Origin of the sequence: Streptomyces sp. NPDC086777 (assembly GCF_040702065.1) — a bacterium.
In the GTDB taxonomy this organism is placed as follows: Bacteria; Actinomycetota; Actinomycetes; order Streptomycetales; family Streptomycetaceae; genus Streptomyces.
In genome coordinates this window covers 26,930-42,558 of sequence record NZ_JBFBJI010000059.1, presented here as the reverse complement: position 1 = coordinate 42,558, position 15,629 = coordinate 26,930, and the positions used below count along the sequence as shown (strand labels likewise).

The window sequence follows — 15,629 nt, the reverse complement described above, 5'->3', positions numbered from 1 at the left end:
CCCGTCGCCGCGCCGGGCGGCGACGGCGAGTCCGTTCGGCAGCCGCTCGAAGCGCCGGTGCCCGCGAGCAGGCCGGGAGCCCGGTCACCGGTCAGCCCCCGGGCGGCCGGGTTCCGTCCCGCAGGGCGATGTCCCGGGCGAGCGTGAGGCTGCCGATCAGCTCGGCGCGGGTGCCGAGGGCGGAGGCGGTGACGAGGACACGGCTGTCGAATCCCGGCTGGGCGAGGCGCTCGATCGAGTCGCGGACGCCGTCGACGAACGCTTCGCCGGCCTGGCTCATCTCGCCGCCGATGACGACGGCCGCGGGGTCGAGCAGTGCGCACAGGTTGGCCAGGACGCGGCCGAGGGTACGGCCCGATTCGGCGAAGATCTTCCTGGCCACCGGGTGGTGGGCGATCTCCGGCAGCCGGGACCGCAGGTCGGTGTCGCCCGGGTAGAAGTGCCGGACCTGCTGGAGCACCTGGCGGACCGAGACGATCGTCTCCAGGCAGCCGCGGTTGCCGCACCGGCACCAGTCCCCGTCCGGGATCACCTGGGTGTGCCCGATCTCGCCCGCGGCCCCGAAGCTGCCGCTGACCGGGATCCCGTGGACGACGAGACCCGCGCCGATGCCGTCGGACGCCAAGACGTAGATGAGGTTGTCGCGGCTGTCGGCGGCACCGTGCCGGTGTTCGGCGAGGGCTCCGAGGTTCGCGTCGTTGTCGAGGGAGACCGCCAGCCCCGTCCGGGAGCCCAGCTCGGCCGCCAGATCGAGTCCGGACCAGCTGGACAGGATGGTGGGCGAGGCGATCGCCCGTTTACTGGTGTCCAGCGGCCCCGGTATGCCGACGACGCACGCGGTCACGGGCCCGTCGACGGTGAGCCGGACCTCCTCGACCGTCTGCCGGATCATGTCGGCCGTGATGTCCAGGGCCGCGCTCGGCCGGGCGTCCACGTCGATCGGCACCTGCCGCTCCGCCCGGACGGCCAGGTCGAGGGTGGCCGCGGCGACGGTGAGACGCCGGTGGCCGACGTCCACTCCGACCACCGCGCCCGCCGGATAACGCGGCCGAAGGCGACGGCCGGGGCGCCCACGGCCGCCCGTGTTCTCCCCGCGGTGCTCGGTCAGCAGCTCCGCGGCGAGGAGGTCGCGGACGAGGGCCGCGACGACCGGACGGCTCATGGCGAGCGCCGTCTGCAGTTCGGGCCGCGACGCGCTCCCGTGCCGCCTGACATGGGCCAGGACCTCGTCACGTGCCGACACGTGTCACCTCCCTCGTGAGGGCGTCAATTTATGTCCGGCAGGAACGGAATTCCAGAGGGTTGACGCATCGAATGTGCGAATTTAACCTCCTTGAACGTTCGATCTTTATAGAGCCACCTGATTCGACTCGAATTCTGCCCAGCGGAGACATGAATCGTCGAACACTTCAGTGGTGAGGAGTCCCTGTGGAACTCGATCGGAGACCGGCACGACGCCGCGGCAGCCGTTTACGCCGTACGGCGCTGATCGCGGCCGTGAGCGCGGCCCTCCTGGCCGGGAGCACGGCTGTGGCTCCGGGCGCCGCGGGCGCGGGCGGCGGGGGCGTGACTGTCAGGGTGTCCCCCCGCGTCGCCGCCCTCGTCGCGCGGATGACGCTCGACGAGAAACTGTCCTTCGTCCACGGCGGCACCGATCCCCGGGCGCTCGGACAGGCCGGTTACATCCCGGGGGTGCCACGCCTCGGCATCCCCGAACTGCGGCTCACCGACGGCCCGGCGGGCGTGCGGGTCAACGAGCACGCCACCGCGATGCCGGCGCCGGTCGCCCTGGCCTCGTCCTTCGACGACGGCCTGGCCCGGGAGTTCGGCCGGACCGTCGGACGCGACGGGCGTGCCCTCGGCCAGGACGTCCTGCTCGCGCCCATGACGAACATCATCCGGGTGCCGTACGCGGGGCGGAACTTCGAGACCTTCAGCGAGGACCCGCTGCTCAGTTCCCGCATGGTGGCCGACGAGGTCGAGGGCGTCCAGAGCCAGGGCCTGATCGCCACCGTCAAGCACTACGCGGAGAACAACCAGGAAGACAACCGCATGGGGGTGAACGTCCACGTCGACGAGCAGACCCTGCGTCAGATCGAGCTGCCCGCCTTCGAGGCCGCCGTCGAGGCCGGGGCCGGGGCGGTGATGTGCTCGTACAACTCGGTGAACGACAGCCCCGGCTGCGGCAACGAGGAACTGCTGGACTCGATCCTCAAGGAGCAGTGGGGCTTCCAGGGCTGGGTCATGTCGGACTGGGGCGCGGCGCACGCGACGACCGACATCGTGAACGGCCTCGACCAGGAGATGCCGAACGGCGTGTACCTCGGCGAGGAACTGAAGACCGCGATAACCGACGGCACCATTCCGGTCTCGGAACTCAATGATTCGGTCGCGCGCATTCTGCAGCAGATGGCGAAATTCGGTCTCCTCGACGGCGCGGCCGCCCGGCGGCCCGCACGCGATGCGAAAGGCGGCGCGAAAGTCGCCCAGAAGGTGGCCGAATCCGGCGCGGTCCTGCTGAAGAACACCGGCGCGGCCCTTCCGCTGACCGGCAAGGACACCAGCATCGGGCTCATCGGCCCGACCGCGAGGACCCCGAAGGTCACCGGCGGCGGCAGCTCACACGTCGTACCGGACTCCGCGGCCTCGCCGCTGGACACCGTCACCGCGCGGGCCGGCCGGCACACCACGGTGCGCTACGCGGCCGGCGGCGACACCGGGGACCCCATCCCCGCCTCGGCCCTCAGCCCCGCCCTGCCGGTCGACGCCGACGGTACGATCCCGGTCACGCCGGACGCCTCCTTCGACTACAGCGGCACGCTCACCGTGCCGACCGACGGCGACTACTCCTTCGTCTTCGACCTCCCCGCCGCCTACGGCCTGCTGAAGATCGACGGGAACAGCGTCGTCACCGGTTTCCTGGGCACCAGCACCGCCACGGTGCACCTCACGGCGGGCACGCACACCTTCGCGGCCGGTGCCCTCGCGATCCAGGGCGGGCCCACGAAGGTCCGGCTCGACTGGGTCACCCCGCAGGCGGCGCAGGCCGCACGGGACCAGGCAGTGGCCCTGGCCCGCCAGGTGAAGACGCCCGTCGTGTTCGCCTACGACGACGGCACCGAGGGCTTCGACCGCGAGAACCTCTCCCTGCCGGCCGACCAGGACGGGCTCATCTCCGCCGTCGCCCGCGCCAACCCGAACACGATCGTGGTGCTCAACACCGGGTCGTCGATCACCATGCCGTGGCTGTCCAAGGTCAAGGCGGTCCTCGACATGTACTACCCCGGGGAGAACGGGGCCGAGGCCACCGCCAGGCTGCTCTTCGGCGACGTGAACCCGTCGGGCAGGCTCACCCAGACGTTCCCCGCGAGCGAGTCCGCCACCCCGGTGGCCGGGGACCCGCTCAGGTACCCGGGAGTCAACGACCAGGAGAACTACTCCGAGGGCGTCTACCTGGGCTACCGCTGGTACGACAAGGAGCGGGCCACCCCGCTCTTCCCCTTCGGTTACGGGCTGTCGTACACCTCCTTCGCCTACCGCGACCTCACGGTGCGGCAGAGTCACGGCGCGCTGACCGTCTCGTTCACCCTGAGGAACACCGGCACCCGTACCGGTGCCGAGGTCGCCCAGGTCTACCTCGGCGCGAGCCCGGGGACCAGCGCGCCGCAGGCGGTGCGCTCGCTCGGCGGCTACCGCAAGGTGCTGCTGCGGCCGGGTCGGTCGAAGACCGTACGCATCCGGGTCGACGCCCAGCAGCTGAAGTACTGGAACACCGCCTCGCACTCCTGGGCGCTCGGCACCGGGAAGCGGGACGTGTGGGTCGGCTCCTCGTCGCGGACGCTCCCCCTGCACGGCAGCGTCGGCGTCACCCGCTGACCGCTCGGCCACTCCCCCCTCCCCCGCACCACCATGCGTGCCGGCCGCATCGCGGCGGCCGGCATCCCGCCAGAGAGGTCCCCCACATGACTGTGAGCAGAATCCGCGCTGCCCTGGCCGGCGCGCTGATCCTGTCCCTGACCGCCGTCGGGCTGCTGCCGGCGACGACGGCCGCGGCGGCATCCGGGACGCCGCCGACCGGTGCGCCGACCGTGGTGCCCACCGACGAGGGCGCCGTGCGCGGTGCCGTCTCCCACGGCGTCGAGCGGTTCGTCGGCATCCCCTACGCGGCCGCCCCCACCGGCTCCCTGCGCTGGAAGCCGCCGCGGCCCGCGGGCCACTGGACCGGCGTCCGGGAGGCCACCGCCTTCGGCAACCCCTGCCCGGTGCTGCCCAGCGGCAACGGCCCGCGCAGCGAGACCGAGGACTGTCTCGACATCAACGTGTGGCGGCCGGCGGGAGTGCGGGCCGGGGCTCGTCTTCCGGTGCACGTGTTCATCCACGGCGGTGGCCTGACCAACGGCAGCGGCGCGCAGAACGACGAGTCGAAGCTCGTGCGGGAGACGGGGGTCGTCGGCGTCTCGCTCAACTACCGGCTCGGCGTCTTCGGTTTCCTCGGTCTGCCCGCTCTCACCGAGGAGGGTGGCGAGTCGGGCAACTACGGCTTCATGGACCAGCAGGCCGCGCTGCGCTGGGTGCAGCGCAACATCGCGGCCTTCGGCGGTAACCCGGCGGCGGTCACCCTCGACGGCGAGTCCGCGGGCGGCTGGTCCGTCTGCGGGCATCTGGTGTCGCCCGGCTCGCGGGGTCTGTTCACGCGCGCCGTAATCCAGAGCGGTTCCTGTCCCAGCGAGCCGCAGGCCCGGGCCGAGACCGCCGGAACGGCGTTCGCCCGGGCGGCAGGCTGCGACGGCGCCGCACAGGCGGCCGTCCTCGGCTGTCTGCGGTCGGCCTCGGCGGCCTCGCTCCTGGACGCGAGCCGGAGCTTCTCGTCCAGCTTCGTCGACGGAACGCCGACGTTCCCGGCCAACGTCCGCGAGGCGGTGGACCGTGGGCGGTTCGCCCGCGTGCCCGTGGTCGTCGGCGCCAACCGCGACGAGGGCCGCACCTTCGCCCAGGGCTACATAGGGGCGGGCGAGGATGCCTACCTCGCCTTCGTCCAGGGCCTTGCCGGGGACCGCGCCGACGAGGTCCTCGCCCGCTACCCCTGGCCCGGGACGTCCGACGCGTACACCGCGGCGTACCTTGTCGGCGCGATCATGACCGACTCGGGGATGATCGGCGGCATCGGCGGGTGTGCGCAGCGCTCGCTCGTCAGGACCCTGGCGCGGTACACCCCCACGTACTCCTACGAGTTCGACCACCGGACCGGGCCGGGCCTGACGCGGATACCCGGTTACGTCTGGGGAGCCGGCCATGCCGCGGAACTCGCCTACATCTGGCCCAGCTTCGACAACGGCACGCCGATCGCCCCGCTGTTCGACGCCGCCGAGCGCCGGCTGGCCCGCGAGATGACGCAGTACTGGGGCGCCTTCACGAAGAACGGCCGGCCGCACGCGGTCCGGCAGGCCGCCTGGCCCGCCTACCGCAGCGGCAAGGGGTGGACGCTGTCGCTGCGGGCGGGAGGCAGGAGTGCCCTGATCGACGACGCCCGGATCTCCGCCGAGCACCAGTGCTCGTTCTGGGACGGCATGACGGCCGCCCGGGGTTCCTGGGGGCACGACGCGTAGGGCCGTCTCCCGCCCCGCACGGGACCGGAGAGACCCGGGGGAGGTGGCTTCCCACCTCCCCCGGGACCCGGCGACCGTTCAGTCGATGCAGAACTCGTTGCCCTCGATGTCCAGCATCGGGATGCACGACTCGTTCTCCTCGTCGGCGTACAGCGTGCGGACGTGGGTCGCCCCGAGCCCGACCAGTCGTGCGCACTCGGCTTCGAGCACGGCGAGGCGCTCGTCCCCCACGAGCCCGGTGCCGACCCGGACGTCGAGATGCACCCGGTTCTTGACGGCCTTGCCTTCCGGGACGCGCTGGAAGTACAGGCGCGGGCCCACGCCCGAGGGATCACTGCAGGCGAACCATGATCCCTGCTTCTCGGGAGGCAGGGTGCGGTTGAAGTCGTCCCAGTCGGCGAACCCCTCCGGTGGCGGGGGCGGGACGTACCCGAGCGCTGCACACCAGAAGCGGGCGAGGCGCTCGGGTTCCGCGCAGTCGAAGGTGACCTGGAACTTCCTGATCGCTGGCATCGGCGCACCGTACCGCGTCCCCGGGGAGCGTGCCGCTCATTTCCCCGGGCGGGCGGCGGCCGGTCCGCACGTGGGTATGAGGTCTAGAACTGCTCGACGAAGTAGGGCTCGACGGTCATCCAGCCGTTGCCCGAGGCGCCGTTCAGCCGGCCGGTGGAGTTCTGGGCGAGGGTGTACCAGGACTCCACGTAGTCAGGGTCGTCGGTGAACCAGCTGTCGGGGATCGCGCTCAGGACCGCGTTCACCAGCGGGATGTAGGTGCCCTGGTCGGTCACGGTGAGCAGCGCCGTGGTGATCGCCTGTGCCAGTGCACGGTAGTTGGTGCCGTCGTCGTCCTCCATCATGACGACGTCGGCCAGGTTGTACTTGTAGTTGGACCAGTTGACCAGGATCTGGTTCGGGTAGTAGACGGTGCCGTCGTAGTCCAGGTAGGGCATGTCCACCGAGTCGACGCGCGCCGCACCGTCCTGGCCGAAGCCGGTCACCAGCGAGAACATCTCGGCGGCGCCCTTGAACCAGGGCTCCTGGTCGTCGTTCACCTCGACGGCGGTGACCTTGGTCGCCCACCAGCCCGCCGTGGCCGCGGTACGGGCGCCGTCCGCCGCCTTCGACGGGAGCGAGGTCAGGCCATTGTCGGCGAAGGCCTTCTGCAGCACCTTCAGGCCGGCCCGGTGGGCCTTGGTGACGTCGATGTCCAGGATGTACAGCGGGCGGTCGGGCACCTGCGCGGTGCCGACGGCGTGGGCGTGGCCCTGGCCGTCGTACGCCGTGATGGTCCTGGCGTCGTCGGCGGCCGCGGCGACGGCGATCCAGGGGGTGGCGTCGGCCTTCAGGTGCGACCGCATGGACGGCGCCCCCAGCCGGACGCGCAGCAGCGAACCGGTCGACGCGGGCAGGCCCTTCAGGGCGGCGATGTGCCGGTCCGCGGCGGCGACGGAGGCGAGGAGGTTCCTGCCCTCGGGCGCGGCGGTGCTGCGCGCCAGCGCCTGCAGGTCCACGTCCTCGCCGCCGAGCGCGGCCGCGCGGATCCGCTCGCGCCACTGCGGGTCGCGCAGCGAGGCGGACAGGTCCCGTGCGATGTCCTGTTCCGTCGACAGCACCGGGGACGTGCGGGCCGTCGTGGCCCGGTCCCCGGCGTCCCGCACCGGCGCCGCGAGCGCCGGCTGGAGGGAACCGCCGACGACCGCGGACAGCATCACGCCGATGAGGACGCTGCGTCTCTTGCCTGATCTGTTCACCATGCTCCTCGTGTTGTCGGTCGCCGCCGCGCCCACGGTGGACGGGCAGCCGTCATGGGGGTCCCGCCGGATCCGGGATTGTCCGGGACATGACATATAAGGGACCGTGGGGCGAACGGGCCTACCAGCCCGAACGGGACCACACGGAGGGAAGGCCGGTTCACCGCGGACGTGCTGCATCGACGGCAGCCGGCGCACCCGGGGTTCCGGCCGGGAAGCGCGGCTACCGGGGACCGTCGGCGGGCGGCCGGCCGCGAGGACTGCTCAGCGAACCGAGCATGATCTTCTCGGTGTCGGCCAGATACGTCTGCGCCGCGCGCCGCGCCTCCGCGGCGTCTCGGGCGGTCACGGCCCGTACCACCGGCGCGAGGCGGTCCGCGGCCCGCGCCGCGTCCTCGAACGGCGCCCGCAGCGCGGCCCGTACCGGAAGATAGGCGTTGAACAGCGTGTTCGTGAGGAGCAGGTAGACCCGGTTGCCCGTGGCCCGGGCCAGCTCGCGGTGCACTTCCACGTCGGCGAGCTGGACGGCGTCGGCGTCCGCGCCGTCCGCGACCCGGCCCAGCAGGTCTTTGAGCCGCCGGGCCTGCCGTTCCGTGCGCCGGTCGGCCGCGCGGCCGGCGATCAGGGAGCCGATGTGCCTGCGTACCTCGAAGACCTCCCGCAGCCAGGCGGGGTCCTGCGCCGCCAGCATCGGAAGCAGGTCGGCGCCACCGCTGCGCAGGTAGTCCAGGACGCGGGTGCCGATGCCGTGCCGGGTGCTCAGCAGTCCCGCCTGCTCCAGCCGCGTCAGCGCGTGCTTCAACGTCGTACGGGTGACCCCGTACCCGGCGGCCAGCTCCCGCTCGGGGGGCAGCAGGGTCCCGGGGCCGTGGGTGCCGCCGAGGATGTCCTCACGCAGCCTTGCTTCCAGCAGGTCGACCACGGTTCGGCGCGGAATGCTCTCGACGGCCACTGAGGATCTCCCCGGCTTCGGTCAGTGGTGCAGCGGCCGGCGGCCCGCTGATCGAGCGGTCCACCGGTGCTGCGACCTGTCGGTCGAGTGGCTCAGCCACTGGACCAGTGAAGCAGCCGCCCCACCGCCGCGTCAATTGCCTGTGAGACGCGCGTAGTTGAGCTCCTTCCGGGTGTCCCCCGGCGCGCCGGGGTCCGGTTCAGATGGTGGCTTCGTAGGGGTCGCGGTCCTCGGGGACGAGCGGTATCGCCGGCGTCGTGCTGCCGACGCGGACGGTCTCGCCGGAGGTGACCGCCTCGTCGATGGACACCAGGGTGTCCAGGACGTGGTAGCCGAGGTCTCCGCTGGCGATGTGCGGGGTCCCGCGCCGGATGGCCCGCGCCATGTCCAGGACCCCGAGGCCGCGGCCGCCCTCGACGCCGACGAGCGGGACCGTCTCCCACTCCGCCTCCCGGCCCTGCTGCGGCACACGCGTGATCCTCACCTCGCCGGCGAAGGTGTTGGGGTCGGGCAGGACCAGGGTGCCCTCGGTGCCGGTGATCTCCACGAACCCGGTGCGGGTGAGCGGGGAGTCGAAGCTGAAGACGCTCTGGCCGACACCTCCGCTCTCGAACTGCGTGAGCGCGGAGACATGGGTCGGTACGGCGACCGTGAACTCGGTGCCGGCCCGCTCCCCGCTGCGGACCGTGCGGACCGTGCGCGCGGTCGAGCCGAGCGCGGCGACCCGGGAGACCGAACCGAACAGGCAGACGAGCGCGGTGAGGTAGTAGGGCCCCATGTCGAACAGCGGGCCGGCGCCCCTGGCGAAGAGGAACTCCGGGTTCGGGTGCCACAGGTCGGGTCCCGCGTACTGCATGACGGTCTGCGCGGACAGCGGGGAGCCGATGGCGCCGCGGGCGATCGCACGCAGCGCCGTCTGCAGGCCGGGGCCGAGGATCGTGTCGGGGGCGACCCCGACCCGCAGACCGGCCGCGGCGGCCTGGTCGAGCAGGGCCCGTGCGTCGGCGCGGTCCAGGGCGATGGGCTTCTCGGACCAGACGTGCTTGCCGGCGGCCAGGATCGCGGAGCTGACCTCGGCGTGCACGGCGGGAACGGTCAGGTTGACGATGATCTCGGCGTCCGGGTGGGCGAGGACGTCCGCGGCCGTCCCCCACTCCTTGACCCCGTACGCGCGGGCCTGGGCCTCGGCCCGCGCGGTGTCGAGGTCGCCCACGGCCGCCACGTGCAGGTCGGGGTAGCGGGTGAGGCTGGTCAGGTACTGGTCGCTGATGTTGCCGGCGCCGATGACGCCGACGCCGACCGGGTGGTGTGCCCTCATCAGGCGATGCCCTTGCCCTTCAGGTAGGAGATGCCCGTCGCGATGCCCTCGAAGACGTCGCCGTCGTAGTGGTCGAACTCGATGACGGCGTACTCGGCGTGCGGCGCCGCGGCGAGCGAGGCGGCCAGCGGGATCTGCCCGCGGCCCGCCGGGACCTGGCCGGTGTCGGCGGGGTCGAAGGGAGCGCCGGAGGTGAACGGGTCGTCGATGACGGGGCCGTCCTTGACGTGCAGGGCGCGCACCCGGGAGCCCAGCCGGCCGAGCAGGGCGACGACGTCGTTGCCACCGGCCGCGGCCCAGAACAGGTCGATCTCCAGGGCCACTTCCGGGTCGAGGAGGTCTGCGAAGCGGTCGAAGGCGTTGACGCCGCCGACGGTGTGCACGAACTCCTGGGAGTGGTTGTGGTAGCCGACCCTGAGTCCGTGCCCGGCGGCGCGTTCGGCGGCCTCGTTCAGGAGGGCGGCGGTGCGGGCTATCTCCTTCTCGTCGGCCCACCGGGAGGCGGGCACGAACGGGTCGAAGAGGATCTCCACGCCCAGTCGCCGGGCGGCGCGGAAGGTGTCGTCGAGATCGGTCCCCGACGCGCCGTCGGGCGACAGGAACCCGGCGTGGCCGGTCCGGGCGGACAGGCCGTGCCGGGCGAGCGCGTCGGCGAGTTCGTCCGCGCGCTGCGTGAAGCCGAAGACCTCGACGTTGGTCAGTCCCAGGGCGGCCAGACGGGCGAGGGCGGCGTCCTCGTCCGTCTCCAGAGCGTGACGTACGGAGTAGAGCTGAACCGACAACTGTGGTGTCGACAAGGGGGGGACTCCTCTCGTGGCGGACGGCCGGGAAACAGAATACCGACAGGGGTGATGGTTTCTAGGGGTCGTTAGCATCTTGTTCATGGCAAGGGAAACAACTCGGCCCGGGGCAGCCCCGCGGAACTACCCCAAGGGGGAGCGACGGCGTGCCCAGATCATCGAGGCCGCGTTCACCGCGTTCGGGCAGGTGGGCTACCGCAACGCGAGCATGGTGCAGCTCGCCGCCGCCTGCGGCGTCTCACGCGCGGGCCTGCTGCACCACTTCCCGACCAAGGAGTCGCTCCTGGAGGCGGTCCTGGAGACACGCGACCGTCAGGACGGCGAGCACTTCCTCGAATCGGGCGCGCTCAGCCAGGACGGCCTCGCCTACTTCGCCGCGATGATCAGACTCGTCGCGCACAACCAGGCCAACCCCCTCATCGTCAGCCTGTTCGCGGTGCTGTCCAGCGAGGCCACCGCCGCGGACCATCCGGCGCGCCCGTACTTCACCGCACGCTACGAACGCACCCGCCGCGAGATGCAGTCGGCCGTCGACGACCTGGCACGGCGCGGGCTGCTGCGTCCCCACGCGGACGCCTCGCACCTGGCGGCGGATCTGGTCGCCTACCTCGACGGCCTCCAGGTCCAGTGGCTGCTCAGCCCGGACACCATCGACATGCCGGACCACCTGCGCGGGATGCTGCGCAACGTCATCAGCGTCGAACTCCCCTGATCCGCGGGGCCCGTTGCGAGGGCCCGTCGCGACGTTCCCGAGAGGCGGAGCAGCGTGGATGTGTACGAAGCGGTGGACAGCCGCCGGGCCGTACGGGCCTTCAGCGCACGCCCGGTGCCCAGGGAAGCGCTGACACGCGTCCTGACCGCGGCCGCACGGGCGCCGTCGAGCGGCAACCTCCAGCCCTGGCAGGTGTACGCGGTGTCCGGCGACCCCCTGGCCGACCTGAAGCGGCAGGCCACGGCCAGGGCACTGGCGGGCGACCCGGGAGACGAGCGGGAGTACCCGATGTACCCCGCCGTGCTGACCGCACCGTATCGGGAGCGCTTCGCCGAGGCGGCCGCCCAGCGGTACGCGGCACTGGGCATCGCGCGCGAGGACCCGCAACGGCCCGTGCGGATCGCCGCGCTGAACACGCAGGCGTTCGGGGCGCCCCTGGTGCTGTTCTGCTACCTCGACCGGGAGATGGGCCCCGGACAGTGGGCGGACGCCGGGATGTACCTCCAGACGGTCATGCTGCTGCTGAGAGCCGAAGGCCTGCACAGCTGCCCCCAGGTGATGTGGACGATGTACCGCCGGACGGTCAGCCGGCTGGTCGGTGCCGGTGACCGTCTCGTGCTGCTGTGCGGTGTCGCGGTGGGCTTCGCGGAGGAGGGCGGATCACGGGTGCGTACCGGCCGGGCCGGGATCACCGAGACCGTGCGGTTCATCGGTGACTGAACGGGCCGCTCGGCCCGGGTACGGGGGGCCGCTCGACCCGGGTACGGGGGGCCGCTCGGCCCGGGTACGGGGGTGTGCTCGAATGCCGGGCATGGACGGCTCGGCCTGCATGTGGATCAAGTGCGATCCCCTCCCTCGATCCGGACGCACAGGAGGTGATCCTCGGCCTCGACCGGACGTGCGCCGATCCCGTCGAGCGGATGGCCTGCATCCTGCTGAACCGGGGGCACGAGGGCGAGGCCGGAGTGTTCTACCTGCTGCCGGAGGACCTCTCGGCCCGGTACGAGCGGACCGGGAACCGGCTCTCCGTGTCCCTGCTCGCCCGCCTCGACGTGCTCGCCCAGGGCCTGGCCCCGCACCCGTCCGCGCTGCGTGCGCACCTCGCCCTGCTCCCCCGCGATCCCCTGCACGGCGGGCGGGTCGTCCTCGTGCGCCGGGAGACCGTCACCGACTTCGCGCCGGCCGAAAGGGACGGTTTCCGGCAGCCCGTCGTGCTGGTCGACCACAACGCCGGGCACGGCGACGGGCCGGTCGCCCTGACCGAGCTGCCGAGCCTGTTCGAGGAACAGGAGGCGGGCATCGCCGTCGTCGCCGCGCCCAAGGCGCCGCCCGTCCGACCGGGCCGGGCCGGCGCTCCGGCACGCCGTGGACGGGTACCGGTCACAGCCCGAACAGGCGGGCCGCGTTGTCGTGGCACACCGCCCGCAGCCATTCGTCGCCGAGCTCCAGGCGTTCCAGGGCGTGGAGTTGGTGCACGTAGGGGTACGGGATGTTGGGGAAGTCGGAGCCGAGCAGGACGCGGTCGCCCAGCGCGGCGATCCGCGGCAGGGCCCCGGGCGGGAACGGCATGAACCGCTCGGTGAAGTCCGTGAACGCCATCGTGGTGTCCAGCCGCACCTCCGCATACCGCTCGGCGAGGGCGGCGAACTCCTCGTACTCCGGCATCCCCAGGTGCGCGACGATCAGCCGCAGCCGCGGGTGCCGGGCCAGTACCCGCCCGACCGGACCGGGGCCGGTGTGTTTGCCGGGGGCCGGACCCGAGCCGCAGTGGACCACGACGGGGATCCCGGCGTCGGCCAGCAGTCCCCAGGCCCCGTCGAGGAGTTCGTCGGCCGGGTCGTACGCCCCCACCTGCACGTGCGCCTTGAACACCCGGGCGCCCGCCTCGACGGCCGCCCTCACGTACGCCTCGACGCCGGGCTCGGGGAAGAGGGTCGCCGTGTGCAGGCAGTCGGGGGTGCGGCCGGCGAAGTCGGCGGCCCACGCATTCAGCCAGGCCGCCATGCCCGGCTTGTGCGGGTACAGCATCGAGGTGAAGGACCTGACTCCGAACGACCTGAGGAGAGCGGTGCGTTCCGCCTCCGCCTTCCGGTAGGTGATGGGCCACTCCAGGTCGCCGATCAGCGGTCCGTTCGTGTCGAAGTAGTTCCAGACCTTGTGCAGCACCCGCTCGGGCATGAAATGGGTGTGGACGTCGATCAGTCCGGCCAGGCCGAGCCGCTCCCGGAAGAGGCGGATCGCCTCGGCCTCCGCACCGTGATCGGGTCCGTGGGCGGGAGCGGATCCGACGGGGAGGGCAGCGGTGGCGGGGGCCGTACGGTGATCGTTCATACCGTCCACGATCGGTGCAGGAGAGCGGCGAGTCCAGCCCCCGCCGGACGGCGGTGCGTGCCGGCGCCGTGCCGCTGGACGCCGTACCACCCGGCGCCGTACCACCGGACGCCGTACCGCCGGGCGGCGGGCACGTCCGTACGACGGCGCGAAGGGCGGCCCGGTGCGGGGGCCGCCCTCCTGGTGCGTCAGGCCCGGGCCGGCGGGCCGGTACGGCGCTCAGGACAGGTAGCGTTCCACCTGATCCCCCGACCGGACGTTCGCCTCGCCGGGGTCCTGACCTGCCGCGATCCTGGCCCGGCGCTGGCGCAGCAGGTCCCAGCACTGATCGAGTTCGGTCTCCAGGCGGGCCAGCCGGGCGTGCTCGGTCGTTTCGTCGATCTCCTCCTGCGCCAGGCGGTCACGAAGGTCCTTCTCCTGGCTGATCATTTCCGTGATGCGGCCGAGGATCTCCTTCTCGGCCTCGGCCTCTGGTCCTGTCATGGCTGCCTCTTTCCGGACGACGGAGCAGGTCACGGCCGGGACGGGGGCGACGTTCGCCGGTATCCGCGCGTCCGCCGCCGTCCCACCACCTCCCACCCTCTCTCACTCGGCTCCCGGCCGCATCGGCGGGGCGCGGACCGAGGCCGGGACGACACTGACGGAGCGTCAAATTCCTTTGTTTGATGTGGAATTCAGGCGACAGCACTGGCGCTCCACACCTACCAGCGGGTAATTCATGGCACTGCCACCTCCGGCAACCCGTGTCACAGCGAAGGGATACCCCGTGCGTCTGCGCCCCCTGCGCGTCCTGTGCTGTTCCGCCGTCCTCGCCCTGTCGGCGCCCGCGTTCCTGCCGGGCACTGCGTCGGCCGCGGTCCCCGCCTCCTCGCTCTACCTGCAGAACTACGTCACCGGTCTGAACGCCGCCGACAGCGGCGGCACCGTCGCCGCGCACAATCCCAAGGGCAACGAGGACCACCAGCAGTGGACCGCGGTCGCGGTCAGCGGTGGCTACCAGCTCCAGAACGCCGACGAGTCCGGCACGTGCCTGGGCCGCAGCGGCACCGCCGCGGTCACCGCCGCCTGCGGTGCCGACGGCACGACCTGGACGATCACCGCCGGCGGCAGCACCTACTCCGTCACCGTCCCCGGCACCTCGCAGTACCTCACCGGATCCTCCTCCGACTCGGCCGCCGTGCAGGTCGGAGCCTCGGGCGACCTCGCCCGCTGGTATCTCACCCCGGTCTCCTACGCCACCACGGCGATGCCCTCCGCGGACACCCGCACCCTCGACCAGGTCACGTTCCTGACCGCCCACAACGCCTTCGCCAACGGCTCGGACGGCAACTTCGCGTCCTTCCCGGTCAGTCTGTTCCCCAACCAGAACTACGGCATCAGTCGGCAACTGTCCGACGGGGTACGGGGCTTCATGCTCGACGACTACACGGTCTCCGGGCAGGCCGTGCTCTGCCACAACAGCTGCTCCGGCGTGAGCAACCCCGTCCCGCTCGCCACCGACCTCCAGCGCATCGTGGACTTCCTCAAGGCCAACCCCGGCCAGTTCGCCACCGTGTTCCTGGAGGACTACGCCTCCTCCGACGTGCTGAAGTCCTCCCTCGCCTCCGTCAACGGCCTGTACGACGTGCTGTACCGGCCCGACCAGGACGGCGTCGCCACCAAGGGCTGGCCCACCATGGCCGACCTCGCGGCCCGCGGCAAGCAGCTGCTCGTCTTCAGCGACCGGACCCGGGCGAGCGACACCGCGAACGGGTACGCCACCCGCGACACGTTCGGTGTGATGTACCAGCGCGAGTGGACCGTGGAGAACTACTGGTCCATGGGCGCCGGCCTCGGTGACTCCGACTGGTCCTGCTACAGCCGCTGGGGCACCGACAGGCCGCTGACCGAGGACTCGTCCGCCTTCCACCCGCTGTTCGTGATGAACCACTTCCGGGACTATCCCATCGCCGGCACCGCCGCCACCGACAACGGCAAGGTCCTCAACCGGGCGCAGAACTTCTGCACTCCGGCCGCCCGGAAGAAGCCGAACTACGTGGCCGTGGACCGGTACGACACCGGCTCGCCCACCCCGCTGACCGCGGTGGGCACCCTCAACACGTACATCCTCGCGCCGGGCCAGTGAGCGACGGCCGGCCGGGGCGACGACCAGCTCGCCG

At 71.9% G+C, this 15,629-nt stretch carries 14 protein-coding genes; 5 read left to right on the top strand and 9 right to left on the bottom strand.

Translation table 11 applies throughout. The features are described from left to right. Positions 1–91: 91 nt before the first annotated feature. Complete coding sequence (locus AB0472_RS43160; RefSeq protein WP_366364882.1) at positions 92–1,243, bottom strand: ROK family protein; 1,152 nt, start codon at positions 1,241–1,243, stop codon at positions 92–94. Between the two features lie 185 nt (positions 1,244–1,428). On the opposite strand from AB0472_RS43160, the gene AB0472_RS43155 reads away from it, so the two are divergent. Both AB0472_RS43155 and AB0472_RS43150 read left to right on the top strand, forming a co-directional pair. Next, positions 1,429–3,876: a glycoside hydrolase family 3 C-terminal domain-containing protein gene (locus tag AB0472_RS43155; RefSeq protein WP_366364881.1), complete on the top strand. Its 2,448-nt coding sequence runs from the start codon at positions 1,429–1,431 to the stop codon at positions 3,874–3,876. Positions 3,877–3,962: 86 nt separating this feature from the next. Beyond that, positions 3,963–5,606 carry a carboxylesterase family protein gene (locus AB0472_RS43150; RefSeq protein WP_366364879.1) on the top strand — a complete coding sequence of 548 codons (1,644 nt, stop codon included), beginning with the start codon at positions 3,963–3,965 and terminating at the stop codon, positions 5,604–5,606. Positions 5,607–5,684: 78 nt separating this feature from the next. Here the strand turns inward: AB0472_RS43150 and AB0472_RS43145 are convergent, their stop codons facing one another. From AB0472_RS43145 to AB0472_RS43125, 5 genes are all read right to left on the bottom strand, one after another. Next, a complete protein-coding gene (locus tag AB0472_RS43145) occupies positions 5,685–6,119 on the bottom strand; it encodes a VOC family protein (RefSeq protein ID WP_366364878.1) in 435 nt (144 codons plus the stop codon). 83 nt (positions 6,120–6,202) lie between these two features. Beyond that, the gene (locus AB0472_RS43140; RefSeq protein WP_366364876.1) at positions 6,203–7,360 is read right to left on the bottom strand and encodes a DUF3103 family protein; all 1,158 of its coding nucleotides are present in this window, start codon (positions 7,358–7,360) and stop codon (positions 6,203–6,205) included. A gap of 220 nt (positions 7,361–7,580) precedes the next feature. Next, entirely contained in the window at positions 7,581–8,309 is a 729-nt protein-coding gene (locus AB0472_RS43135) for a GntR family transcriptional regulator (RefSeq protein WP_366364875.1), read from the bottom strand. Positions 8,310–8,508: 199 nt separating this feature from the next. After that, positions 8,509–9,627 (bottom strand): Gfo/Idh/MocA family oxidoreductase, encoded by a 1,119-nt coding sequence (locus AB0472_RS43130; RefSeq protein WP_366364873.1) that lies wholly within the window; start codon positions 9,625–9,627, stop codon positions 8,509–8,511. Then, positions 9,627–10,424, bottom strand: coding sequence for a sugar phosphate isomerase/epimerase (locus AB0472_RS43125; RefSeq protein WP_366364871.1), 798 nt, complete (start codon positions 10,422–10,424; stop codon positions 9,627–9,629). Before AB0472_RS43125 ends, AB0472_RS43130 begins: the two co-directional genes overlap by 1 nt. Before the next feature lie 85 nt (positions 10,425–10,509). Between AB0472_RS43125 and AB0472_RS43120 the strand changes: the two genes are divergently transcribed. After that, the gene (locus tag AB0472_RS43120) at positions 10,510–11,139 is read left to right on the top strand and encodes a TetR/AcrR family transcriptional regulator (RefSeq protein ID WP_366364869.1); all 630 of its coding nucleotides are present in this window, start codon (positions 10,510–10,512) and stop codon (positions 11,137–11,139) included. A 54-nt stretch (positions 11,140–11,193) separates the two neighbouring features. Beyond that, positions 11,194–11,859 carry a nitroreductase gene (locus AB0472_RS43115; RefSeq protein WP_366364868.1) on the top strand — a complete coding sequence of 222 codons (666 nt, stop codon included), beginning with the start codon at positions 11,194–11,196 and terminating at the stop codon, positions 11,857–11,859. Between the two features lie 116 nt (positions 11,860–11,975). Here AB0472_RS43115 and AB0472_RS43110 read toward each other — a convergent pair whose 3' ends face one another. The 3 genes from AB0472_RS43110 to AB0472_RS43100 all read right to left on the bottom strand — a co-directional run bounded on the left by AB0472_RS43110 (position 11,976) and on the right by AB0472_RS43100 (position 13,953). Beyond that, positions 11,976–12,377, bottom strand: coding sequence for a hypothetical protein (locus AB0472_RS43110; RefSeq protein WP_366364866.1), 402 nt, complete (start codon positions 12,375–12,377; stop codon positions 11,976–11,978). Between the two features lie 142 nt (positions 12,378–12,519). After that, positions 12,520–13,470: an amidohydrolase family protein gene (locus AB0472_RS43105; RefSeq protein WP_366364864.1), complete on the bottom strand. Its 951-nt coding sequence runs from the start codon at positions 13,468–13,470 to the stop codon at positions 12,520–12,522. Positions 13,471–13,689: 219 nt separating this feature from the next. Next, positions 13,690–13,953 (bottom strand): DUF2630 family protein, encoded by a 264-nt coding sequence (locus AB0472_RS43100; protein ID WP_366364863.1) that lies wholly within the window; start codon positions 13,951–13,953, stop codon positions 13,690–13,692. Positions 13,954–14,284: 331 nt separating this feature from the next. Between AB0472_RS43100 and AB0472_RS43095 the strand changes: the two genes are divergently transcribed. Beyond that, entirely contained in the window at positions 14,285–15,595 is a 1,311-nt protein-coding gene (locus tag AB0472_RS43095) for an RICIN domain-containing protein (protein WP_366364887.1), read from the top strand. The last annotated feature ends 34 nt before the right edge of the window (positions 15,596–15,629 follow it).